At 66.9% G+C, this 20,579-nt stretch carries 19 protein-coding genes; 7 read left to right on the top strand and 12 right to left on the bottom strand.

Annotated elements, in window-relative coordinates; genetic code table 11:
* Positions 1-83: 83 nt before the first annotated feature.
* Both JF542_RS09335 and JF542_RS09330 read left to right on the top strand, forming a co-directional pair.
* Complete coding sequence (locus JF542_RS09335) at positions 84-509, top strand: hypothetical protein (protein WP_207075636.1); 426 nt, start codon at positions 84-86, stop codon at positions 507-509.
* A gap of 202 nt (positions 510-711) precedes the next feature.
* Positions 712-966 (top strand): hypothetical protein, encoded by a 255-nt coding sequence (locus tag JF542_RS09330; protein ID WP_207075635.1) that lies wholly within the window; start codon positions 712-714, stop codon positions 964-966.
* 85 nt (positions 967-1,051) lie between these two features.
* Here the strand turns inward: JF542_RS09330 and JF542_RS09325 are convergent, their stop codons facing one another.
* A complete protein-coding gene (locus tag JF542_RS09325) occupies positions 1,052-2,377 on the bottom strand; it encodes a DUF6538 domain-containing protein (protein ID WP_207075634.1) in 1,326 nt (441 codons plus the stop codon).
* Between the two features lie 497 nt (positions 2,378-2,874).
* Here JF542_RS09325 and JF542_RS09320 point away from each other — a divergent pair, with 497 nt between their 5' ends.
* Positions 2,875-5,664, top strand: coding sequence for a bifunctional aconitate hydratase 2/2-methylisocitrate dehydratase (locus JF542_RS09320; RefSeq protein ID WP_007799841.1), 2,790 nt, complete (start codon positions 2,875-2,877; stop codon positions 5,662-5,664).
* A 145-nt stretch (positions 5,665-5,809) separates the two neighbouring features.
* Here JF542_RS09320 and JF542_RS09315 read toward each other — a convergent pair whose 3' ends face one another.
* The 3 genes from JF542_RS09315 to JF542_RS09305 are packed head-to-tail and all read right to left on the bottom strand — an operon-like array spanning position 5,810 to position 8,073.
* Positions 5,810-6,652 carry a fumarylacetoacetate hydrolase family protein gene (locus tag JF542_RS09315; RefSeq protein WP_207075633.1) on the bottom strand — a complete coding sequence of 281 codons (843 nt, stop codon included), beginning with the start codon at positions 6,650-6,652 and terminating at the stop codon, positions 5,810-5,812.
* Positions 6,649-7,329 (bottom strand): GntR family transcriptional regulator, encoded by a 681-nt coding sequence (locus JF542_RS09310; RefSeq protein WP_207075632.1) that lies wholly within the window; start codon positions 7,327-7,329, stop codon positions 6,649-6,651. Before JF542_RS09310 ends, JF542_RS09315 begins: the two co-directional genes overlap by 4 nt.
* A gap of 6 nt (positions 7,330-7,335) precedes the next feature.
* Positions 7,336-8,073 (bottom strand): SDR family oxidoreductase, encoded by a 738-nt coding sequence (locus JF542_RS09305; protein WP_007799712.1) that lies wholly within the window; start codon positions 8,071-8,073, stop codon positions 7,336-7,338.
* Positions 8,074-8,213: 140 nt separating this feature from the next.
* Here JF542_RS09305 and JF542_RS09300 point away from each other — a divergent pair, with 140 nt between their 5' ends.
* Both JF542_RS09300 and JF542_RS09295 read left to right on the top strand, forming a co-directional pair.
* Entirely contained in the window at positions 8,214-9,587 is a 1,374-nt protein-coding gene (locus tag JF542_RS09300) for an FAD-binding oxidoreductase (protein ID WP_207075631.1), read from the top strand.
* A gap of 42 nt (positions 9,588-9,629) precedes the next feature.
* On the top strand, positions 9,630-10,556 hold the full coding sequence (locus JF542_RS09295; protein WP_207075630.1) for a sugar kinase: 927 nt from the start codon (positions 9,630-9,632) through the stop codon (positions 10,554-10,556).
* Here JF542_RS09295 and JF542_RS09290 read toward each other — a convergent pair.
* The 5 genes from JF542_RS09290 to JF542_RS09270 all read right to left on the bottom strand — a co-directional run bounded on the left by JF542_RS09290 (position 10,553) and on the right by JF542_RS09270 (position 15,620).
* A complete protein-coding gene (locus JF542_RS09290; RefSeq protein ID WP_207075629.1) occupies positions 10,553-11,338 on the bottom strand; it encodes a hydroxypyruvate isomerase family protein in 786 nt (261 codons plus the stop codon). The two genes, JF542_RS09295 and JF542_RS09290, sit on opposite strands and share 4 nt — an antisense overlap.
* Before the next feature lie 112 nt (positions 11,339-11,450).
* On the bottom strand, positions 11,451-12,548 hold the full coding sequence (gene ychF / locus JF542_RS09285; protein ID WP_207075628.1) for a redox-regulated ATPase YchF: 1,098 nt from the start codon (positions 12,546-12,548) through the stop codon (positions 11,451-11,453).
* Positions 12,549-12,640: 92 nt separating this feature from the next.
* Positions 12,641-14,005, bottom strand: coding sequence for an MATE family efflux transporter (locus JF542_RS09280; RefSeq protein ID WP_207075627.1), 1,365 nt, complete (start codon positions 14,003-14,005; stop codon positions 12,641-12,643).
* A gap of 74 nt (positions 14,006-14,079) precedes the next feature.
* Positions 14,080-15,006 carry a nickel/cobalt transporter gene (locus JF542_RS09275; protein ID WP_207075626.1) on the bottom strand — a complete coding sequence of 309 codons (927 nt, stop codon included), beginning with the start codon at positions 15,004-15,006 and terminating at the stop codon, positions 14,080-14,082.
* Complete coding sequence (locus JF542_RS09270; RefSeq protein ID WP_207075625.1) at positions 14,988-15,620, bottom strand: DUF1007 family protein; 633 nt, start codon at positions 15,618-15,620, stop codon at positions 14,988-14,990. Before JF542_RS09270 ends, JF542_RS09275 begins: the two co-directional genes overlap by 19 nt.
* Positions 15,621-15,742: 122 nt before the next feature.
* On the opposite strand from JF542_RS09270, the gene JF542_RS09265 reads away from it, so the two are divergent.
* On the top strand, positions 15,743-16,384 hold the full coding sequence (locus JF542_RS09265; protein ID WP_207075624.1) for a TIGR02453 family protein: 642 nt from the start codon (positions 15,743-15,745) through the stop codon (positions 16,382-16,384).
* 10 nt (positions 16,385-16,394) lie between these two features.
* On the opposite strand, the gene ppk2 is transcribed toward JF542_RS09265, so the two are convergent.
* Complete coding sequence (gene ppk2, locus JF542_RS09260) at positions 16,395-17,372, bottom strand: polyphosphate kinase 2 (protein ID WP_007799694.1); 978 nt, start codon at positions 17,370-17,372, stop codon at positions 16,395-16,397.
* A 159-nt stretch (positions 17,373-17,531) separates the two neighbouring features.
* Between ppk2 and trpA the strand changes: the two genes are divergently transcribed.
* Positions 17,532-18,323: a tryptophan synthase subunit alpha gene (trpA, locus tag JF542_RS09255; RefSeq protein WP_207075623.1), complete on the top strand. Its 792-nt coding sequence runs from the start codon at positions 17,532-17,534 to the stop codon at positions 18,321-18,323.
* Positions 18,324-18,645: 322 nt separating this feature from the next.
* Here trpA and argC read toward each other — a convergent pair whose 3' ends face one another.
* Together argC and JF542_RS09245 are read right to left on the bottom strand one after the other, a co-directional pair.
* Positions 18,646-19,590 carry an N-acetyl-gamma-glutamyl-phosphate reductase gene (gene argC / locus JF542_RS09250; RefSeq protein ID WP_207075622.1) on the bottom strand — a complete coding sequence of 315 codons (945 nt, stop codon included), beginning with the start codon at positions 19,588-19,590 and terminating at the stop codon, positions 18,646-18,648.
* Positions 19,591-19,710: 120 nt separating this feature from the next.
* Complete coding sequence (locus tag JF542_RS09245; RefSeq protein ID WP_207075621.1) at positions 19,711-20,478, bottom strand: ZIP family metal transporter; 768 nt, start codon at positions 20,476-20,478, stop codon at positions 19,711-19,713.
* Positions 20,479-20,579 lie beyond the last annotated feature (101 nt).

The raw sequence follows: 20,579 nt of genomic DNA, 5'->3' as shown, positions 1-20,579 counted from the left end.
CCAATTCCTGCCCAAGCCGGAGACGGCGGGCGAAATCCCGAGGCCCCGGTGACACCGCAGATCCAATATCGGAGCACCAATACATGAAGAAACCTCTGACCAAGAAACCCGCCCGGAAATCCCCCAAGCCACAGTTCGAGATGTCGCAGGCCATGCGCGACCGCATGGAAAAAGCCATGGCCACGGTTGGTCGTCTCGCCGACAAGGAAGCCCGCAAGGACGACAAAGTCCAGCGGGAAGCCCGCGCGGCAATCGCCGACACCTTCGACGCTTGGCTCGACTGGCTGGAGGAGAGCGCCCCCGAGCAGGTCGACGAGGTCTTCTTCGAACTCGGCTGTTTCGCGACCGCGACCAACCGCCGACGCATCTTCAAGCATGCCAAGGCGCCGGAAGGCGTTGTCGAGAAGGTGCAGGAACAGGTCGAGCTTTGGAAGATCGAGGAAGCCGAGGCAAGAGCGGCGACCGACCATGAGACGCAGGACCAAGAAACCGCAGATGCCAATGTGTGATACCTTAGCCCCGCGCGAAGTGCGCGCGCGGGGCGGGCATCCGCGCATGTACGAGAACGCGGTGTTTCCCGAATCCCAAATATCCGTACCTGGCCGCGCTCGCTCTATCGAGCGTCCGCACCATGAAGAGCCGGCATGTAAGCGCGAAGCCACCGGTTCCCGAAGCCAGCCGCGTATGTGCGGTGGTGGGGCGCGGAGTGCAATGTCGCCACGACGCGCCGCGGCAAATGAAAACGCGCAAGACTGCAAAAGCCCGCTGGGTGAGTTCCAAGCCAAGGTCGACAGGGTGGTCAGCGCCCGGCTCGAGATAGCGCAGCGGATCACCAACGGCGAAATGTGGTTGCTGCCGCTCTTGAAACGCTTCAAAGCCGAACTCGCGACACTCGAAGAAGAGCGCGATCTGGCTCTCGAAGCCGCCGAAATAGTCAACAGCGCCGCCCTTCACCGGGCGGCATGACCCCTGCGGAGACAGCCTTCGAAAGATTGAATGCCGAGTGCTTCGAGGCCTTAGAACTCCAATCGTCGTCCTGGTGGCCGGGGACCTACTTCAGGTGGTCCGGCACATCGAGGACGACCTTCATGGCCAACTTCAGCTTCTCTGGCAATGGCATCTCATCACCATAAACCTCGCGCTCAAGAATTGCCTTGACGCTGTGGCCCATCATCACTCCTCGAAGCTCCTTGTCGATCCCGGCGCGTCTCATGCGACTTTCCCATGAGTGGCGAATGCCACCGATTGTGTGGTCCGGTGACGGCAAGAGACCATTGCTCCGCATGAATTTATTCATCGCCGCAGAGTAGCTGCTTTTGCCGCGATAGCGCGGGAAACCGTCAGGATGACGCTTTGCCGCAGCAAGCGCGACGCCCACAAGTGGCACCTTTCGCTTGGAAGCGGTGTTCTTGATCTCCCTCTTGCTATTGCCCTCCTCCAGTTTGACCTCGAAATACGGGATCGGAGCGTCGAGGACGAACGCGCCTGGAGGTAGATCGTGGATTTCCGACTGTCGGCAGCCGGTCTCGATCGAGATCAGCAAGATGTCTCTGGACTCGGCATTGGTGCCGTCGAAAGCGCCCTGGGCGAACCACTTCTCCTTGATCCACTCCACGGGAATTTCGAGCTTTCGGCTTTCTTCCTTGTGCCGATCCTTCAGGGTTACCCGGTGATACGGCTCCGGCGGGTCCGGTAGCGCAATACTCTCGTAGTAGCGCCTCAACATTCCCGCCATGTTGGCGAAGTCCTTGTTTGCGGTCTTCATGGAGAGGTTCTCGGCGGCAATCTTCTTCTGCCACCACGCCTTATGCTTGAGTGCCGCTGCGTGGTCGATTTCCGAGACCAACGCATCTCGCCCGCCAAGCGCCGCCTGCAGATTAGCCACGGCGCGCTTGCGCGGATTGCGCCACAGCCGCAACTGGTTCTCACTCTTGTAGCGGTTCTCATGCGTCGCCACGCGTTCGACCTCCTTGACGAGCCCAGAGAGACGCACCGCAGGACCCTCCAGCCCTCCAAGGAGTGCCTTTGCGGTCTCTGGCGAGGAATTTGCCTTGGTCGCCTCCACACGCTCGAGGACCTCGTCCAGCGGGGCCTCTAGGAGGTCGGTAAGCGGCCGATAGGTGAAGCCGCGCGCCTGGGCAATTTTCGTCGCCGCTCGATAGGCATCGGCCTCGCCGGGGCGCTCCCTGATGGCCGTCATGGCCTCGAGCTCTGCGAGGAGCTTGGCTCGTACATCAGGCAGGAGCTCGCGTGCCCGGCGCTCGCTATCGGTCTCCAGGCTGCGGTGGATTTCGTTACGCCCCGCGACCGCGAGGTATCGCTTCGGCACCCGCATGCGCAGATGCCATGTCTGTCCGCGCTTGATCAATCCTGCCATTCGTGACACCTGCTTTTCTTGATTGGTCCCGATGGAGCGGCCTCGCGGAGCTGCTACACATTTTGCTACACATTCGGGTTCATCCATGAAGCCCGATGGTGGCAAAATGTTCAAATAATTAAGGCATTTTCTGCATTTTCAGGCGCAAGTTCGAATCCCTTCGTCTCCGCCATAATCACATGTCAAATGACAGGCTCGTCCGACCCGACTTCACCGCCCGACGGGCGGCGCGCCGGACGCATCTGCGCGCTATGAACCACGCCACGCCCGCGACCGTCCATGCGACCTCGCCTGAACGGATGTCATACGCCAAGTGACGCCTGTCCTATGCGCACATCCTATGACATGATGCAGCTGCAGCGGAAGGCCGCTGTCGAAGGCCTTGCCACGGATTCGGTATTCGTATACTGCCGCATACAATAAGCGCGCCGCGGCCCGTCCGACGCTGCCGCGACCCGCTGCTCCAGCTTCGCCCAAACTGAACCGCAGGGACCGTCATGAGCTTGTACACAGACTACCTAACCGAGATCGAAACGCGCAAGGCAGAGGGGCTGCACCCCAAGCCCATCGACGATGGCGCGCTGGTGGCCGAGCTGATCGCGCAGATCGAGGACACCGGCAACCAATACCGCGACGACTCCCTGCAATTCTTCATCTACAACACCCTGCCCGGCACCACCTCCGCCGCCGGCGTGAAGGCCGCCTTCCTCAAGAAGATCATCCTCGGCGACGCCAAGGTCGACGAGATCACCCCGGCCTTCGCCTTCGAGCTGCTGTCGCACATGAAGGGCGGGCCGTCGGTCGAGGTGCTACTCGACCTCGCGCTCAACCAGGACGGCGAGATCGCGCAGCAGGCCGCAGAGGTGCTCAAGACGCAGGTCTTCCTCTACGAGGCCGACATGGACCGCCTTGCCAAGGCCCATGCCGAGGGCAGCGCCATCGCCAAGGATATCCTCGAGAGCTACGCCAAGGCCGAGTTCTTCACCAAGCTGCCCGATATCGACGAAGAGATCGAGCTGGTGACCTACATCGCCGCCGAAGGCGACATCTCGACCGACCTGCTGTCGCCCGGCAACCAGGCGCATTCGCGCTCGGACCGCGAGCTGCACGGCAAGTGCATGATCTCCGAGGCGGCGCAGAAGGAAATCGAGGCGCTGAAGCTGCAGCACCCGGGCAAGCGCGTGATGCTGATCGCCGAGAAGGGCACCATGGGCGTGGGCTCGTCGCGGATGTCGGGCGTCAACAACGTGGCGCTGTGGACCGGCAAGCCGACCTCGCCTTACGTTCCCTTCGTGAACTTCGCCCCGGTCGTGGCCGGCACCAACGGCATCTCGCCGATCTTCCTGACCACCGTGGGCGTCACCGGCGGCATCGGGCTTGACCTGAAGAACTGGGTCAAGAAGGTCGACGCCGACGGCAAGCCGATCCTCAACAATGACGGCAACCCGGTGCTAGAGCAGAAATACTCGGTGGCCACCGGCACCGTGCTCAAGATCGACACCAAGGCGATGAAACTCACGGACGAGGACGGCAAGGAACTGGTCGACGTCTCCTCCGCCTTCACGCCGCAGAAGGTCGAGTTCATGAAGGCCGGCAGTTCCTATGCCATCGTGTTCGGCAAGAAGCTGCAGACCTTTGCCGCCGAGACCCTCGGCGTCGAGCCGACCCCGGTCTTTGCACCTTCGAAGGAAGTGTCGGTCGAGGGTCAGGGCCTGACCGCGGTCGAGAAGATCTTCAACAAGAACGCGCTCGGCACCACTCCGGGCAAGACCCTGCACGCGGGCTCGGACGTGCGCGTCAAGGTCAACATCGTGGGCAGCCAGGACACCACCGGCCTGATGACCAGCCAGGAGCTCGAGGCGATGGCGGCTACCGTCATCTCGCCGACCGTGGACGGCGCATACCAGTCCGGCTGTCACACCGCATCGGTCTGGGACAAGAAGGCCGAGGCCAACATCCCGCGTCTGATGAAGTTCATGAACGATTTCGGCCTGATCACCGCGCGCGATCCCAAGGGCGAATACCACGCCATGACCGACGTGATCCACAAGGTGCTCAACGACATCACCGTGGATGACTGGGACATCATCATCGGCGGCGACAGCCACACCCGCATGTCGAAAGGCGTGGCCTTCGGCGCCGACAGCGGCACCGTGGCGCTGGCGCTTGCGACCGGCGAGGCGACCATGCCGATCCCCGAGTCCGTGAAGGTCACCTTCAAGGGCAAGATGGCCGATTACATGGATTTCCGCGACGTGGTGCACGCCACTCAGCTGCAGATGCTCGAGCAGTTCGGCGACAACGTCTTCCAGGGCCGCGTGATCGAGGTGCATATCGGCACGCTGCTGGCCGACCAGGCCTTCACCTTCACCGACTGGACCGCGGAGATGAAGGCCAAGGCCTCGATCTGCATCTCCAACGACGAGACCCTGATCGGCTCGCTCGAGCTTGCCAAGTCGCGCATCCAGGTGATGATCGACAAGGGCATGGACAATGCCGCGCAGACGCTTCAGGGCCTGATCGACAAGGCCGACAAGCGCATCGCCGAGATCCGCTCGGGCGAGAAGCCCGCGCTGACCCCGGACGCGAGCGCCAAGTACTTCGCCGAGGTGGTCGTGGATCTCGACAAGATCGACGAGCCGATGATCGCCGACCCGGACGTCAACAACGCCGACGCCTCGCGCCGCTACACCCACGACACCATCCGCCCCGTCTCCTATTACGGCGGCGAGAAGAAGGTCGATCTGGGCTTCGTGGGATCGTGCATGGTGCACAAGGGCGACATGAAGATCGTCGCGCAGATGCTGAAGAACCTCGAGAAGGCCAACGGCAAGGTCGAGTTCAAGGCGCCTCTCGTGGTGGCCGCGCCGACCTACAACATCATCGACGAGCTCAAGGCCGAGGGCGACTGGGAGATCCTGCAGAAATACTCGGGCTTCGAGTTCGACGACATGTTCCCGAAGACCCAGGCGCGCAAGGAGTACGAGAACATCCTCTATCTCGAGCGTCCGGGCTGCAACCTCTGCATGGGCAACCAGGAGAAGGCCGCCAAGGGTGACACGGTGCTCGCCACCTCGACCCGCTTGTTCCAGGGCCGCGTGGTGGAGGACTCGACCGAGAAGAAGGGCGAGTCGCTGCTCGCCTCGACCCCGGTGGTGGTGCTTTCGGCAATCCTTGGCCGCACGCCGAATGCCGACGAGTACAAGAGCGCGGTGGACGGCATCAACCTGACCAAGTTCGCCCCGCCGACCGCGACCCCCGAGACCACCCGCTCGGTGCACTTCTGATCAGCTGAGCGCCGGGGCGCGTGACGCCTCGGCACACCGCTGGACAAACGAAAAGGCCGCGCTCTGGCGCGGCCTTTTCATGTTCGGGGGCATCGCAAGGGTGGCGTCCGCCGCGCGGGCGCTGATCGACCGTCGATAAGCCGCCCTACCCCGCGACCACCTCCTGCCGCTGGGTGCCCAGCCCCTCGACGCTCAGCTCCATCACGTCGCCGGCGCGCAGGAAGCGCGGCGGGGTCATCCCGAGCCCGACACCCGAAGGCGTGCCGGTCGCGATCAGATCACCCGGCACCAGCGCCATGAAGCGGCTCATGTAGGAGATGATTTCGGCCACGCCGAAGATCATGTCGGAGGTATCGCTGTCCTGCACCGTCTCGCCGTTCAGAGCCAGCGACAGGCGCAGCGCCTGCGGGTCGGGCACCTCGTCGGCGGTCACCAGATGCGGCCCGCAGGGGCCATATCCCGGCGCCGACTTGCCCTTGATCCACTGCCCGCCATGCTCCATCTGCCAGGCCCGCTCCGACAGGTCGTTGACCACGCAATAGCCCGCCACGTGATCCAGCGCCTCGGCCTCCGAGACCTGCCAACACGGTTTGCCGATCACCACGCCGAGCTCGACCTCCCAGTCGGATTTCTCCGACCCCGGCGGCAGCATCACCGCATCGTTGGGCCCTGCGAGCGCCGAGGCCGCCTTGGAGAACAGGATCGGCTCCTTCGGGGGCTTGGCACCGGTCTCGGCGGCGTGCTTGGCGTAGTTCAGCCCGACGCAGAGGAAGTTCGGCACACCGCCAAGGCAGGCGCCGATGCGCGCGCCTTCGGGCAGCACCGGCAGGGTCGCGAGGTCGATGGCGCGGATCGCCTCCAGCGCCTCGAGCGAGACGCCGTTGCCTGCAAGATCCGGGACAACGCCGCTCAGGTCGCGCATCTCTCCCTGGCTGTCCAGCACCACCGGCCGTTCCTGCCCCTGCGGGCCCACTCGCATCAGTTTCATGTCTCGTCCTCCTGGTCTGCGGCCGCCGCCTCGGCTTCGAGGGCAGCGGCAATGTCGTCTGCAAGGCTGGCCAAGTGGTCCTCGACCGCGCGGGTCACCGCGCTCACGTCGCGGACCCTGAGCGCCTGCAGGATGATCTCGTGATTGCCCACGACGCGGGCGCGGTTGTGCCGCATCCGGGCCGAGAGATAGCGCGCACGCCACAGCCGCGCGAGATAGCGGTTGTGGGTCTGCGCCAGCGCGGCGTTGTGGGCCGCCTGCGCGATGCGACGGTGAAAGCTCATGTCGAGCTCGAAGGCGTCGAGCGCACCAAGCTGGTCGTAGCTGCCGGCGATGCGCCTATGCAGCGCCTCGATCTCGTCGAGGTCGACCTCGGTCGCCGCCTCGCAGGCCAGCCGCGCCGAGAGCTGTTCGAGCGTCTGCAGCACAACCACCTGGTCGCGGACCTCCTTGATCGAGGGCCGCGCCACCACCGGGCTGCGCGCCGGGCGCAGCACCACCAGCCCCTCCTTGGCAAGGATGCGGATCGCCTCGCGCATGGGCGTGCGGCTCACCCCCATGGCGGCGGCGGTGTCGCGCTCCTTGATCGGCGCATCGGGCGGCAGGGTGCCGAACAGGATCGCCCGGCGCAGCTGCGCGGCGATCTGCTCGGCCAGCGTGTCCTGCGGCGTGTCCATGCCGGCTCAGCCCCGCCCGATATAGGGCATCTTGGTCGCCATCACCGTCATGAACTGGACGTTGGCATCCAGCGGCAGCTTGGCCATGTGCAGCACGGAGGTCGCCACGTGCTCGGCGTCCATCACTGCTTCCGGGGCGATCTCGCCGTTGGCCTGTTTGACGCCGACGGCCATCGGCGCGGCCATCTCGGTGAGGGCGTTGCCGATATCGATCTGGCTGCAGGCAATGTCGAACGGCCGCCCGTCAAGGCTGATCGAGCGGGTCAGCCCGGTGATAGCGTGTTTCGAGGTGGTATAGGGCGACGAGCCCGGACGCGGCACATGCGCAGAGATCGAGCCGTTGTTGATGATCCGCCCGCCCTGCGGGTTCTGCCGCCGCATCTGGCCAAAGGCCGCGCGGGCGCAGAGGAACATGCCGGTGATGTTGACGGCGCTGAGCTGCATCCAGTCCTCGACCGGGATCTCGTCGATCGGCGCGCCCTTGGTGAAGATGCCGGCATTGTTGAACAGCGCGTCGATGCGGCCCCAGTCCCGCGCGACCTGCGCGAAGCCCTGCTCCACGGCCTCCGGCTGCGACACGTCGAACGGCAGCACCAGCGCGTTGGCATCGCCGTTCGCGGTCTCGCGCAACGGTGCCTCGCGGCGGCCCACTAGCGCCACGCGCCAGCCGTCTTCCAGAAATGCCTGCGCGGTGACGCGGCCGATGCCGCTGCCCGCGCCGGTGATGACGATGCTCCGGGTCATGACCCCTCCTCCCATGATGCGCTGTCCCGCGCCCTCCTTCCTGCCGGTTGGGGCAAGGCCCCTCCGCCAGTTGCTTGCCACAGTGTCACTGGCTGGTATACCGAATGCAAGCGCATTCCCCGGCGCAGGAGACCACCAAGATGACCGCATTCGACGCGCTCGGGCACCTGCTCGGCCCGCGCTTTTCCACCACCCTTGCCGCCCGCAAGCAGAACGCCGGAAATGAGGCGCATTACGACGAGGTCCTGCCCGACGCGGTGGCCTTCCCCGAGAGCACCGAAGAGGTCGCCGAGATCGTGCGGATCTGCGCCGCGCATGGCGTGCCCATCGTGGCGTTCGGCACCGGCACCTCGCTCGAGGGTCAGCATCTGGCGGTCAACGGCGGAATCAGCCTCGATTTCTCGCGCATGAACAAGGTGCTCGAGGTGCATGCCGAGGATATGAACGTGGTCGTCCAGCCCGGCGTGACGCGCAAGCAGCTCAACGAGGAGCTGCGCGCAACGGGGCTATTCTTCCCGGTCGATCCCGGTGCCGACGCCTCGCTCGGCGGCATGGCCGCGACGCGCGCCTCGGGGACCACGGCGGTGCGCTACGGCACCATGCGCGAGAACGTGCTGGCGCTCGAGGCGGTGATGGCGGACGGCTCGGTGATCCGCACCGGCAGCGAAGCGCGCAAGTCCTCGGCCGGGTACGACCTGACCCACCTGCTGGTGGGCTCGGAGGGCACGCTCGGGCTGATCACCGAGCTGACCCTGAAACTGCACGGCCAGCCCGAGGCGGTGGCGGCTGCGACCTGCCGCTTCGACGACGTGGCGGCGGCGGTGGATTGCGTGATCCTGACCATCCAGAGCGGCATCCCGATGGCGCGGATCGAGCTCGTCGACGAGATGATGGTGCGCGGCTTCAACCTGCACAGCGGGACAGCCATGCCGGAAAAACCGCATCTTTTCCTCGAGTTCCATGGCGCTCCTGATGCAGTACGCGAACAGGTTTCGAGCTTCCGCGAGATCGCTTCGGATGCCGGGGCGCAAGGCTGGCAAGAGGCCGAGACCACCGAGGCCCGCACCGCGCTCTGGAGCCTGCGCCACGGTGCGCTGCCGGCGATCGGCGCGCTCGATCCGCGCCCCGGCAAGCGCACCTACTCGACCGATGTCTGCGTGCCGATCTCGCAGCTGGCCGAGGCCATCGCCGCGGCCCGCGCCGAAGCCGAGACCCGCGCGCTCACCTGCACCATCGTCGGCCATGTGGGCGACGGCAATTTCCATTGCGGGCTGCGCTTCGACCCCGCCGACCCGGCCGAGATCGCGGAAGTGCTCGCGTTTTCCGGCGCGCTCGCCAAGGTGGCGCTGCGGCTTGGCGGCACGGTGACGGGCGAGCACGGCATCGGCCTTGGCAAGCAGGGTTACATGGACGCCGAGCACGGTGCCGCTGTGGCCATCATGCGCCGGGTCAAGACGGCCTTCGATCCGCAGGCTATCCTCAACCCCGGCAAACTGTTACCGCCGGAAAGCTGACGGGCGCCCTGCCCGCGCATCCGGAGACGAAGGAGTGACGCAATGAGCGCCTTTCTCGCCATTGGCGAATGCATGGTCGAACTGTCCGAGGCCGGCGACGGGCTCTATCGCCGCGGCTTCGCCGGCGACACGTTCAACACCGCCTGGTACATGCGCCGGATGCTGCCGGAAAGCTGGGGCGTCGGCTACGCCACCTGCGTCGGCGAGGACGCGATCAGCCACGAGATGCTGGCCTACATGGAGGGCGAACGCATCGACACCTCGGCGGTGCGCCGGCTGCCGGATGCGACGGTGGGGCTCTACATGATCTCGATCGAGGATGGCGAGCGCAGCTTCTCCTACTGGCGCGGACAGTCGGCTGCCAAGCGCATGGGGCAGGATCTGAAATGGCTCGACGCGGCGCTCAAGGGCCGCGACATGATCCATTTCTCGGCCATCACGCTGGCCATCCTGCCGCCCAAGGAACGCGAGTATTTCTGCGGCGCGCTGGCGCGGGCACGGGCGCGCGGGGCCATTGTGGCCTTCGACACCAACCTGCGCCCCAAGCTCTGGGAGAGCCCAGAGGCGATGCGCGCGGGGCTGATGATGGGGGCGCGGACCTCGGACATCGTGCTGCCCTCCTTCGACGAGGAGCAGGTGCTGTTCGGCGACGAGGACCCGGCCCAGAGCCTCGAGCGCTACCGCGCGCAGGGGGCCGATCTGGTCGCGGTCAAACAGGGCCCGGGCGATCTGCTGCTCTGGCAGCGCGACAGCGGCGCGCGGGTGATCCCCGCGACGCGGGTCGAGACCGTGGTCGACACCACCGCCGCCGGCGACAGCTTTGCCGCGGGGCTTCTCGCCGGTCTCGCGCGTGGCAAGACGCTGGAGGACTCGGCACGCGGCGCGATGGCGCTGGCGGGACAGGTGATCCAGGGCCGCGGCGCGCTCGTGGCCGAGGCCGTGAGCAAGGCGGGACTCGAGCCCGCCTAGGGCCCGTCGAGCGCGGCGCGGAGCGGGGCCAGCCAGCCGAGCCCCGCGCGCGTGTCGCCGCCACGAGGGCGGTATTCGGCACCGACGGCACCGCGATATCCGGACTCCCGGAAGGCGCGCAGCAGGCGCCCATAGCACAGCTCGCCACCATCGGGCTCGCCCCGATCCGGAACGGCGGCAATCTGCACATGCCCGATCAGTGGCAGATGGTCCGCAAAGCGCCGCGTCAGATCGCCCTGCAGGATTTGCAGGTGGTAACAATCGAACATGATCTTGAGGTTGTCGCGCCCGAGCGCGGCGATGGTTCCGGCGGCCTGCTCGAGCGAGGTGAGGTGGTAGCCCGGCACGTCGCGCGTGTTGATCGGTTCGATCAGGATGGACATGCCGTGCGGCGCCGCAAGATCGCAGGCATGGGCCAGCGTGTCTCGAAAGGCTTCTTCCGAACCGGCCCCAGCATGGCTTCGCCCCGCCATCACATGCACCGCACCCGCCCCGATCGCCGCGCCATAGGACACCGCCTGCGCCACCGCGTCCCGCGCCTCCCCGCTCCGGCCCGGAAGGGCCGCGAGCCCGAACTCGCCCAGCTCGAGATCGCCCGGACGGGTGTTGAGCGCCAGCATCGGCAGGCCGGTGGCCTCGAGGGCCCCGCGGATCTCGGAGGGATCATGCGCGTAGGGGAAATGGCACTCCACGGCGTCGAAGCCGTCGCGTGCGGCAGCGTGGATGCGCGCGGGCAGTGGCAGCTCGGTGTAGAGCAGGCCCAAATTGGCGGAGATCCGCATCAGCGAAGCTCGCGCCCGCCGGGGGCGCCGGGAACGAGGGGCGCTGCCCCTCGCGCTCCCCGGGATATTTTCGGCCAGAAGAAGATGCAGGGCTCCTTCAAGGGCGCGTGGCTCAGGTGTTGAAGAGGAAGTGCAGGACGTCGCCGTCCTTGACCATGTAGGTCTTGCCCTCGGCGCGCATCTTGCCCGCTTCCTTGGCGGGCTGTTCACCGCCCAGGGTCACGAAGTCATCGTAGGCGATGGTCTCGGCCCGGATGAAGCCCTTCTCGAAATCGCCATGGATGACACCGGCGGCCTGCGGTGCCAGCGTGCCCTTGCGGATGGTCCAGGCGCGCGCCTCCTTGGGGCCGACGGTGAAGTAGGTCTCGAGGTGCAGAAGCTCGTAGCCGGCGCGGATCAGCCGGTCGAGACCGGCTTCCTCGAGCCCAAGCTCCGAGAGGAACATCTCGGCCTCCTCGCCGTCGAGCTGGGAGATCTCCTCCTCGATCTTGGCAGAGATCACCACGTGGGCGTTGCCCTGCTCGGCCGCCATCTTCGCCACCGCCTCGGAGAGCGCGTTGCCGGTGGCGGCCTCGTCCTCGTCGACATTGCAGACATAGAGCACGGGCTTTGCGCTCAGCAGCTGCAGCATCGTCCACTGCTTGCGGTCCTCGGCATCGACCTCGACCATGCGGGCGGGTTTGCCCTGCTCGAGCATCTCCAGCGCCGCCTTCATCAGGCGCTCCTGCTGGATCGCCTCCTTGTCGCCGCCGCGCACCTTGCGCACGATGTTCTGGAGACGCTTCTCGAGGCTCTCCATGTCGGCGATGATCAGCTCGGTCTCGATGGTCTCGGCGTCCGAGACCGGATCGACGCGGCCGTCCACATGGGTGACATCGTCATCCTCGAAGCAGCGCAGCACGTGGGCGATGGCGTCGGTCTCGCGGATGTTCGCGAGGAACTGGTTGCCGAGGCCCTCGCCCTTCGAGGCGCCCTTCACCAGGCCCGCGATGTCGACGAAGGTCATTCGGGTGGGGATGATGTTCTGCGACTTGGCGATGGCAGCGAGCTTGTCGAGCCGCGCATCGGGCACCGCCACGTCGCCCACGTTGGGCTCGATGGTGCAGAACGGGAAGTTCGCCGCCTGCGCCGCGGCGGTCCTGGTCAGCGCGTTGAACAGGGTCGACTTGCCCACGTTGGGCAGACCCACGATCCCCATGCGAAATCCCATCTTGCGGCTCCTCTGGCTTTGGTTGGGCGCCTTCTAGGCGCGGATCGGTGCAAGCGCAAGAGAGCGCCGCAGGTGGTGGCTCGGGCGGCGGCTCAGGCGAGCCGTGCCGCCGGGCCCGGGGTCGCGCGGGTGAAGAAGCGGTGCATCAGCAGGATGGCGGCCATGCCCAACCCGATCACCAGCCCGAACCAGACGCCGACAAAGCCGAAGCCCGCCGGGAAACCGAGGATGTAGGCGGCCGGCAGGCCGAGCCCCCAGTAGGACAGTCCCGCGATGATCATCGGCGCGCGGGTGTCGTGCAGGCCGCGCAGGATGCCGAGCGAGATCACCTGCATCGCGTCGACCAGCTGGAACAGCGCCGCGACCAGCAGCAGCAGGACGCCGATGGCGATGATCTCGGCCCGCTGCGGATCATCGGGAGAGAGGAACACGCCGATCAGCAGCTCGGGGATGGTCACGAAGGCGATCACGGTGAGCACGACAGTGGCAAGGGAGAGCGCGAAGAGCATGTGGGCGTCGCGCATCAACAGCTCGGTGTCGCCGCGTCCCCGCGCCTGCCCGGCCCGCACCGTGGCGACGTTGGCAAGGCCGAGATGTACCATGAAGGTGAGGCCCGAGAGCTGCAGCGCGATGCCATGCGCGGCCAGCGGCGCCGGTCCGATCCAGCCGATCAGGATGGCGGTGGCGGCGAACAGGCCGACCTCGGCCAGGGTGGTGAGGCCGATCGGCCAGCCGAGGGCGAAGACCTCGCGCAGCATCTCGACATCGGGGCGCCAGAACCGGCGCCAGAGCGAGTAATGCGGCAGGCGCAGCCGGGCATAGGCCACAACCCCGATCAGCGAGCAGCCATGCGCGACCAGAGAGGCCACCGCGGCACCGCGGATGCCAAGTTCGGGCGCGCCCCAGTTGCCGAAGATCAGCGCGTAATTGGCGATGGCATTGGCGATCGCGGCGGCGACGGTGATCCAGAACACCACGCGGGTGTGCTCGAGCGCGGCGAGGAAGCTCTTGAACACCATCACGCCGAGCGCCGGCAGCAGGCCCCAGCCGGCGATGCGCAAATAGGTCTGCGCGTCGGCTGCGACCTGAGGCACCTGCCCCAGCGCCAGCAGCAGGCTCCCGGAGTACCACAGCAGCGGCATGACCAGCGCGAAGAACCCTGCCGAGAGCCACAGCCCCATGCGGGTGGCACGGCGGATCTGCGGATGGTCGTTGCCGGCATCGAAGCAGGCCACCATCGGCATCACCGCCCAGGCAAAACCCGAGCCGAACAGGAAGAACAACGAGAACACCGTGCTGGCCAGCGTCAGCGCCGCGAGCTCGGCCACGCCGTAGCGCCCGATCATCGCGGTGTCGGTGAACATGATGGCAAGCTGCGCAAGGTGGCCGCCGATCAGCGGCAACCCGAGGAGCAGAATCTCCCGCGCCTGGGCCAGATATGTTTTTCCAGTGCTCATGATTTGCGCTTTAGAGGGCGTTTCCTGTTCAAGCAAGTCCCGCCTTGAGAGAGCCCTGAAACTGGGGTTCGCCCCTAGAGCGCGTGCAACACCACTTGCGCGGCGAGGATTGCGATCACCGCCCCGGCAGCGGCCTCGATGGCGCCCATGACCCGCAGCGCGGCCGGCCCCGTGGCAAGCCGGCTGAGCGCGCCCTCCCGCAGCGTGACCGAGGCCAGCGCCACCGCCACCGTGACCGTCGCGGTGCCGAGGCCCATGGCGAAGGTGCCGAGGATGCCGGCAGAGACGATGCCCATGCGCCAAGTCAGGATCAGCAGGAACAGCGCCCCGGTGCAGGGGCGGAGCGCGATGGCCCCGATGAGAACCAGCGCATCGCGCAGCGAGTGGACCTGCTCGACCTGCTCGAGGCTGGGGCCGTGGGCGTGTCCGCAGCTCGGGCAGACCTCGCCGGGCGCGTGATGGTGGTGGTGGCCGTGATGCGCGTGCTCATGCGCGTGCCCGGCCTCGGGCCGCGTCAGCAGCTTGCGCCCGCCCCTCAGCACCAGCCAGAGCCCGATCAGGCCGATGGCGGCGTAGCTTGCCGGGGCGAACCAGTCCTCGGCGGCATCGGTCAGCTGCTCGCGCCCCCAGCCAAGCGCCCAGATGCCGGCATAGACCAGCCCCACCGCGCTCGCCGCCTGTGCAAGGCTCGAGAGCAGCGCCAGCGTCGACAGCCGCAGAACCGGGACGCGGCGCCCGACGCCGTAGCCGCCGATCAGCAGCTTGCCATGCCCCGGACCGGCGGCGTGGAAGAACCCGTAGGCGAAGCACAGGCCCAGCAGCGCCATCAGCGCCCCGGGCTCGCCCGCGCGCAGCGCCCGCAACCCGCCGGCCATCGCCACCTGCGCCTCGCGCTGGCCCTGCGCCGCGCTGGCTTCGACCCAGGCCGCGCCGCCGAAGCCCCAGAGCCAGACCGCCAGCGCCGCCACCGTGGCGGCAGCGATCAGGAGGACGGTTCGCATGTCAGACTGATCCTGTCGGCATATTGCTCACCGATCTCGAGCACCTCGAACTGGTCCTCGGGCACGCTCTGAAGCTCTTTTTGCACATAGGCATCGGCTGCGGCACGGTCGGGCTTTTCGATCTCGGCACGGCAGGGGGCGGCGATCTCGACGCCGCGGGTGATCTCGTAGGACACGTAGAAGGTCGGATCGTACTGCCGGATCTCGAGCCCGTCGGCTGCCACGCCGGGCACGGGGCGGAAATGCCCCGAGATGATGCGCCCAGCCTCGACGCGGGTCTCTCGCGGCTCCGGCGCACCGAGGGCCACGGTTTCACCCTGCGACGCGAGGTAGAGATCGCCCTCGAAATCCGCTGGCCAGTTGTTGGTCTCGAAGCCCTGAAGCTGCGCCAGCTCATCCTCGGTAAGCTGCCCGTCGCCGTCCGGGTCGAGCCCCATATCCTCGAAGATCAGCAGCGTGAAGAACTCGTCATAGGCCCAGCTCAGCTCGACCCCGGTGACGTTCCGCGCGGCATCGGTCTCGATCCGCAGGGCGCTGTCAACGAAGACATGCGGATGAGCCACCGCCTGCGACGCGGTCAGGAGGAGCGGAAAACAGGCGATCCAGCGTGTCATGCCCTTCGGACTAGCCGCGGTGATGGCGCTTGGCAAGGTTCCATGGCGTCACGTCGGCGGAGCTGTGCTAAGATCACGTGTTACGTACGAGTCATTTTGTTTTCGAAGATTGGAGTCGCGCGATGACCGCGCAGATTGAGCTGACCCATTTTGCCCCTCAGACCCGGCGTTTTCTGATCGATCTCGCCGCGAACAACAACCGAGACTGGTTCCGCAGGAACAAGCTGCGCTACGACAGCGAGGTGAGGCGACCGGCCGAGAGGCTTGTCGACCGCCTCTCGGAGCGGCTGGCCGCGGCGACCGGGCGCTCGGTGCGTGGCAAGCTGTTCCGCCCCCATCGCGACGTGCGGTTCTCCGACGACAAGACGCCGTTCTACACCCATCTTCATGCCGCCTGGACCCTGCCGGGCGGGCGCAGCTGGTACTTCGGGCTCTCGGCGGATTACGCCACCGCCGGCGCCGGAGTCATGACGTTCGACGAAGACCAGACCGTGGCGTGGCGGCACTCGGTCGCGGGCGTCTCCGGTGAGGCCCTCGCGGCCCTGCTCGAGAGGCTGGATGCCCGGCTCGACCCGGCGACGCTGGACGAGGTGCCCGCCCCCTACCCGGCGACGCATCCGCGTGCGGACCTGCTGCGCCGGTGCGGTTGCGTGGCGTGGTACGACGAGCTTTTCGAGGCGCTGGCGGAGGATCCCGAAGCCACGCTCACGCAGACCTTCGAGCGCCTCTCCCCGTTGCAGGACTGGCTCGCCAGGCACCTCTGAGGCGCGCCACTCAGCCCCCGGCCCTGCGGGTGCCCGGGTGCAGCGCGGTGCCGAGGATGTGGTCCGAGCGATGGATCACATGCGCCGCGCCGCCGACGATCAGCGGATCCGCCGGCTTGGCGATGTGGCGGTCCTTGCCGGGGTAGTCCAGCGTCGACAGGAAATGCCGCATGCAGTTGAGCCGCGCGCGCTTCTTGTCGTCCGACTTGACCACCACCCAGGGCGCATCGGCGGTATCGGTGTAGAAGAACATCGCCTCCTTGGCCTCGGTATAATCGTCCCACTTTCCAAGGCTTGCCTTGTCGATCGGCGACAGTTTCCACTGCTTGAGCGGATCGGTCTCGCGGCTCTTGAAGCGGCGGCGCTGCTCGTCCCGCGTGACCGAGAACCAGTACTTGAAGAGCTTGATCCCCGAGCGCACGAGCATGCGCTCGAGATCCGGCGTCTGGCGCATGAACTCGAGATACTCGTTGGGCTCGCAGAACCCCATCACCCGCTCAACGCCGGCGCGGTTGTACCATGAGCGGTCGTAGAGCACGATCTCCCCGGCGGTGGGCAGATGCTCGATATAGCGCTGGAAATACCACTGCCCCTTTTCCAAATCGGAGGGCTTGTTGAGTGCCACCACGCGGGCATGGCGCGGGTTGAGATGCTCGGTGAAGCGCTTGATCGTGCCCCCCTTGCCGGCGGCATCGCGGCCCTCGAACAGCAGCACCGCCTTCTGGCCGGTCTGCTGGAACCACAGCTGCACCTTGAGGAGCTCGGCCTGGAGCTGCGCCTTCTGGTGCTCGTAGCTCTTGGTCGACATCTTGGTGTCGTAGGGATAGGCGCCGGTCTCGAAGGCGAGCCGGATCTCGTCCGGCGTCGGTGCCACGCGGCGGGCGCTGCGCGGCGCGGCAGCGGCGGCGCCGTCCTGCGCCGGGGCGTCGGTGCCCGGCTCTGTCGGGATATGCGCGGCGGTGTCGGTCTCGGGTGGCGTTGCGCTCATCGGATGCCTTTCCTCTCGGTCCTGCTCACAGCCCTATCCTGCCAAGGCTGTGCCCGGCCTTGACCGGTGTCAAGAAACCGCCCCCTTCGCGGTGCGCAGCTTATTGATTTTCGCCCGTCATTCCGGCAGACCTGCCGCGACCATCAGGGAAGGACCGCCATGACCCGCATCGACGCAAAATTCGCCGCGCTCCGCGCAGAGGGCAAGAAGGCCTTTGTCGCCTATGTCATGGCCGGCGATCCCGACTACGACCGCTCGCTCGACCTGGTGAAGGGGCTGCCCGCCGCCGGCGTCGACATCATCGAGCTCGGCCAGCCCTTCACCGACCCGATGGCCGACGGCCCGACCATCCAGCTCGCCGGTCAGCGCGCCCTCGAGGCGGGCCAGACGCTGGAGCGCACGCTGCAGATGGTGCGCGATTTCCGCGCCGGCGACGACACCACCCCGATCGTGCTGATGGGCTACTACAACCCGATCTACAACCACGGCGTCGAGCGGTTCCTCGAGGACGCGAACGAGGCCGGCATCGACGGGCTGATCGTGGTCGACCTGCCTCCCGAGGAAGACGAGGAGCTCTGCATCCCGGCGCAGAAGGCGGGCCTCAACTTCATCCGTCTCGCCACCCCCACCACCGATGACAAGCGCCTGCCCAAGGTGCTGCAGAACACGTCCGGCTTCGTCTATTACGTCTCGATCACCGGCATCACCGGCGCCGCCGCCGCGCAGGCCGCCGATGTCGCCCCGGAAGTGGCGCGCATCAAGGCCAAGACCGATCTGCCGGTCATCGTGGGCTTTGGCATCCGGACCCCCGAAACGTCAGAGAGCATCGCCGGTGTCGCGGATGGTTGCGTCGTGGGCTCGGCCATCGTTGCTGCCCAGGCCGAGGGCAAGCCCACCGAGGAGGTGCTGGCCTTCGTGAAATCCCTCGCCGACGGCGCCCACCGCGCCTGAGCCGAGAGACGACCAACGACGAAGGGGCGCCCGGCCGGACGCCCCTTTTTTCTTGCCGTCCCCACCCCTCTTGGCGGACCCGCATCTTCTCTGGTTCCAAAATACCTCGGGGGTGAATGGGCCGCAGGCCCAGAGGGGGCAGAGCCCCCTTCCTCGCATTAATGGCGCACCTTCGGTGCGACGGGGGCAGAGCCCCCTCTCTCCCATCAATGGCGCACCTTCGGTCCGACGGGGACAGCGCCCCCTCCCTCCCATCAATGGCGCACCTTCGGTGCGACGGGGCAGCGCCCCCTGCTCCGCCCGTAATGAGGCGCAACGCCGCCTACTCGGCCGCCCGCGCCTCCGGCCCTTCGAGCCCGGCGCCCTCGTCGACCCCGAGCATGATGTTGAGGTTCTGCACCGCGGCCCCGGACGCGCCCTTGCCGAGATTGTCGAGCACCGCGACCAGCACCGCCGCGCCGCTCGACGCATTGCCATGCACCGAAAGCTCGAGCCGGTTGGTGCCGTTCAGGCGCTGCGGCATCACCCGTGGCTCGTGCACCGATGCCGCCACCACCGAGACGAAGCGCTCGCCCTCGTAGGCCGCGCGCAGCGCCGCCTCCGCCGCGGCAATGCCCTCCGCGCCCAGGCTCGGCAGCTGCACCGCCACCGCCATGCCCTGCGCGTAGTGCCCGACGGACGGAACAAAGACCGGCGCGGCACTCAGCAGGCCGTGCCTGGAGATCTCCGGAAGGTGCTTGTGGCCCTGCGACACGCCGTAGAGGAAGGCGCCGTCGGTCTCGCCGGCCTCGAACTCGGCGATCATCGCCTTGCCGCCGCCAGTATAGCCCGACACGCCCGAGATCGCCGGACCCGCATCCGCCGCCAAGATCCCGGCCTCGACCAGCGGCCGGATCAGCGCAATGGCGCAGGTCGACCAGCAGCCCGGGTTCGAGACGTATTGCGCCCGGGCAATCGCCTCGCGCTGCCCCTTGGCCATCTCGGCGAACCCGAAGACCCAGTCATCGGCCACCCGGTGTGCGGTCGAGGCGTCGATGATCCGGGTGCCGTGCGGCACTGCCAGCTCGACGGTCTCGCGCGCGGCATCATCGGGCAGGCAGAGGATCGCCACATCGGCTTCCGCAAGGGCCTCGGAGCGCGCATCACGGTCCTTTCGGCGCTCATGGGCGACCTGGACCAGGGCAATATCGGCGCGCGCCTCGAGACGCTCGCGGATCTGCAATCCCGTGGTACCGGCTTCGCCGTCGATGAACACCTTGTGGGCCATGTCGTGCCTCCTTTGTTGCGAGGCCCGCCTATAGCAGAGCGCCGGTGAAAAGGAAACGGCGAGAGGATGCCCGCGCGCGCGGAGGCGAGGCTCTACGAGCCGATGCGCGCTCGCTCCGCCTCAGCCCAGTGTCACATCGAGGAACATCATCAGGATCAGCCCCATAAGCAGCCCCGTCGTGGCGCGGTTCTGATGGCCGTGACGGTGCGTCTCGGGGATGATCTCGTGGCTGATGATGAAGAGCATGGCACCGGCAGCAAAGGTCAGCCCCACCGGCAGCACGTAGACCGAGACCGACACAGCAGCCACGCCGATGAGGCCGCCGATCGGTTCGACCAGCCCTGTGAGAGTCGCATACCACACGCTGCGCAACCGGCCATAGCCCTGCCCGCGCAGCGCCACCGCCACCGCAAGCCCCTCGGGCGCGTTCTGAAGCCCGATGCCGGTCGCGAGCGACATGCCGTTGGTCACGTCGCCGCCGCCGAAGCCGATGCCCACCGCCATGCCCTCGGGGAAGTTGTGGATGGTGATCGCGAGGATGAACAGCCACAGCTTCGACAGCGCGCCGGGATCCGCGCCCTCGGGGCCGGTGACGAAATGCTCGTGCGGCACCCAGCGGTTGATCCCGGCGACCGCGAGCGCGCCTAGCGCGATGCCCGTCGCCGCCAGCAGCGCCGCCGCGACGGTCGTGCCGTAGATCGCCTCGCCTTCCTCGATGCCCGGCAGGATCAGCGAGAAGAACGAGGCCGAGATCATCACCCCCGCCGCGAAGCCCAGCATCATGTCATTGGTCCGGCGCGTGATCTCGCGCCCGAACAGCACCGGCAGCGCCCCCACACCGGTCATCAGACCGGCGCCGAGACTGGCCAGAAAGCCCCATAGGATCATCGCATCGCCTCCTGCTGGCACGCACTGTCCTCCCATGCCGTCACTAACCCGGCATGGCGGGGAAATGTCCAGACCGAGAGATTGCGCAAACTGTCGTGGAT

This window comes from Salipiger bermudensis (assembly GCF_017309175.1).
Classification (GTDB): Bacteria; Pseudomonadota; Alphaproteobacteria; order Rhodobacterales; family Rhodobacteraceae; genus Salipiger; species Salipiger bermudensis.
Note: the sequence above shows the minus strand (reverse complement) of the source record. Positions and strands in the feature narration are given on the sequence as shown.

Bases quoted from the DNA above. Each gene is read 5' to 3' on its own strand.
- JF542_RS09270 (WP_207075625.1), bottom strand. From the start codon at position 15,620: ATGACACGCTGGATCGCCTGTTTTCCGCTCCTCCTGACCGCGTCGCAG.
- JF542_RS09305 (WP_007799712.1), bottom strand. From the start codon at position 8,073: ATGACCCGGAGCATCGTCATCACCGGCGCGGGCAGCGGCATCGGCCGC.
- ppk2 (WP_007799694.1), bottom strand. From the start codon at position 17,372: ATGAGCGCAACGCCACCCGAGACCGACACCGCCGCGCATATCCCGACA.
- JF542_RS09330 (WP_207075635.1), top strand. From the start codon at position 712: ATGTCGCCACGACGCGCCGCGGCAAATGAAAACGCGCAAGACTGCAAA.
- JF542_RS09315 (WP_207075633.1), bottom strand. From the start codon at position 6,652: ATGAAACTGATGCGAGTGGGCCCGCAGGGGCAGGAACGGCCGGTGGTG.
- JF542_RS09310 (WP_207075632.1), bottom strand. From the start codon at position 7,329: ATGGACACGCCGCAGGACACGCTGGCCGAGCAGATCGCCGCGCAGCTG.
- JF542_RS09245 (WP_207075621.1), bottom strand. From the start codon at position 20,478: ATGATCCTATGGGGCTTTCTGGCCAGTCTCGGCGCCGGTCTGATGACC.
- trpA (WP_207075623.1), top strand. From the start codon at position 17,532: ATGACCCGCATCGACGCAAAATTCGCCGCGCTCCGCGCAGAGGGCAAG.
- JF542_RS09320 (WP_007799841.1), top strand. From the start codon at position 2,875: ATGAGCTTGTACACAGACTACCTAACCGAGATCGAAACGCGCAAGGCA.
- JF542_RS09335 (WP_207075636.1), top strand. From the start codon at position 84: ATGAAGAAACCTCTGACCAAGAAACCCGCCCGGAAATCCCCCAAGCCA.
- JF542_RS09265 (WP_207075624.1), top strand. From the start codon at position 15,743: ATGACCGCGCAGATTGAGCTGACCCATTTTGCCCCTCAGACCCGGCGT.
- ychF (WP_207075628.1), bottom strand. From the start codon at position 12,548: ATGGGATTTCGCATGGGGATCGTGGGTCTGCCCAACGTGGGCAAGTCG.
- JF542_RS09275 (WP_207075626.1), bottom strand. From the start codon at position 15,006: ATGCGAACCGTCCTCCTGATCGCTGCCGCCACGGTGGCGGCGCTGGCG.
- argC (WP_207075622.1), bottom strand. From the start codon at position 19,590: ATGGCCCACAAGGTGTTCATCGACGGCGAAGCCGGTACCACGGGATTG.
- JF542_RS09280 (WP_207075627.1), bottom strand. From the start codon at position 14,005: ATGAGCACTGGAAAAACATATCTGGCCCAGGCGCGGGAGATTCTGCTC.
- JF542_RS09325 (WP_207075634.1), bottom strand. From the start codon at position 2,377: ATGGCAGGATTGATCAAGCGCGGACAGACATGGCATCTGCGCATGCGG.
- JF542_RS09295 (WP_207075630.1), top strand. From the start codon at position 9,630: ATGAGCGCCTTTCTCGCCATTGGCGAATGCATGGTCGAACTGTCCGAG.
- JF542_RS09300 (WP_207075631.1), top strand. From the start codon at position 8,214: ATGACCGCATTCGACGCGCTCGGGCACCTGCTCGGCCCGCGCTTTTCC.
- JF542_RS09290 (WP_207075629.1), bottom strand. From the start codon at position 11,338: ATGCGGATCTCCGCCAATTTGGGCCTGCTCTACACCGAGCTGCCACTG.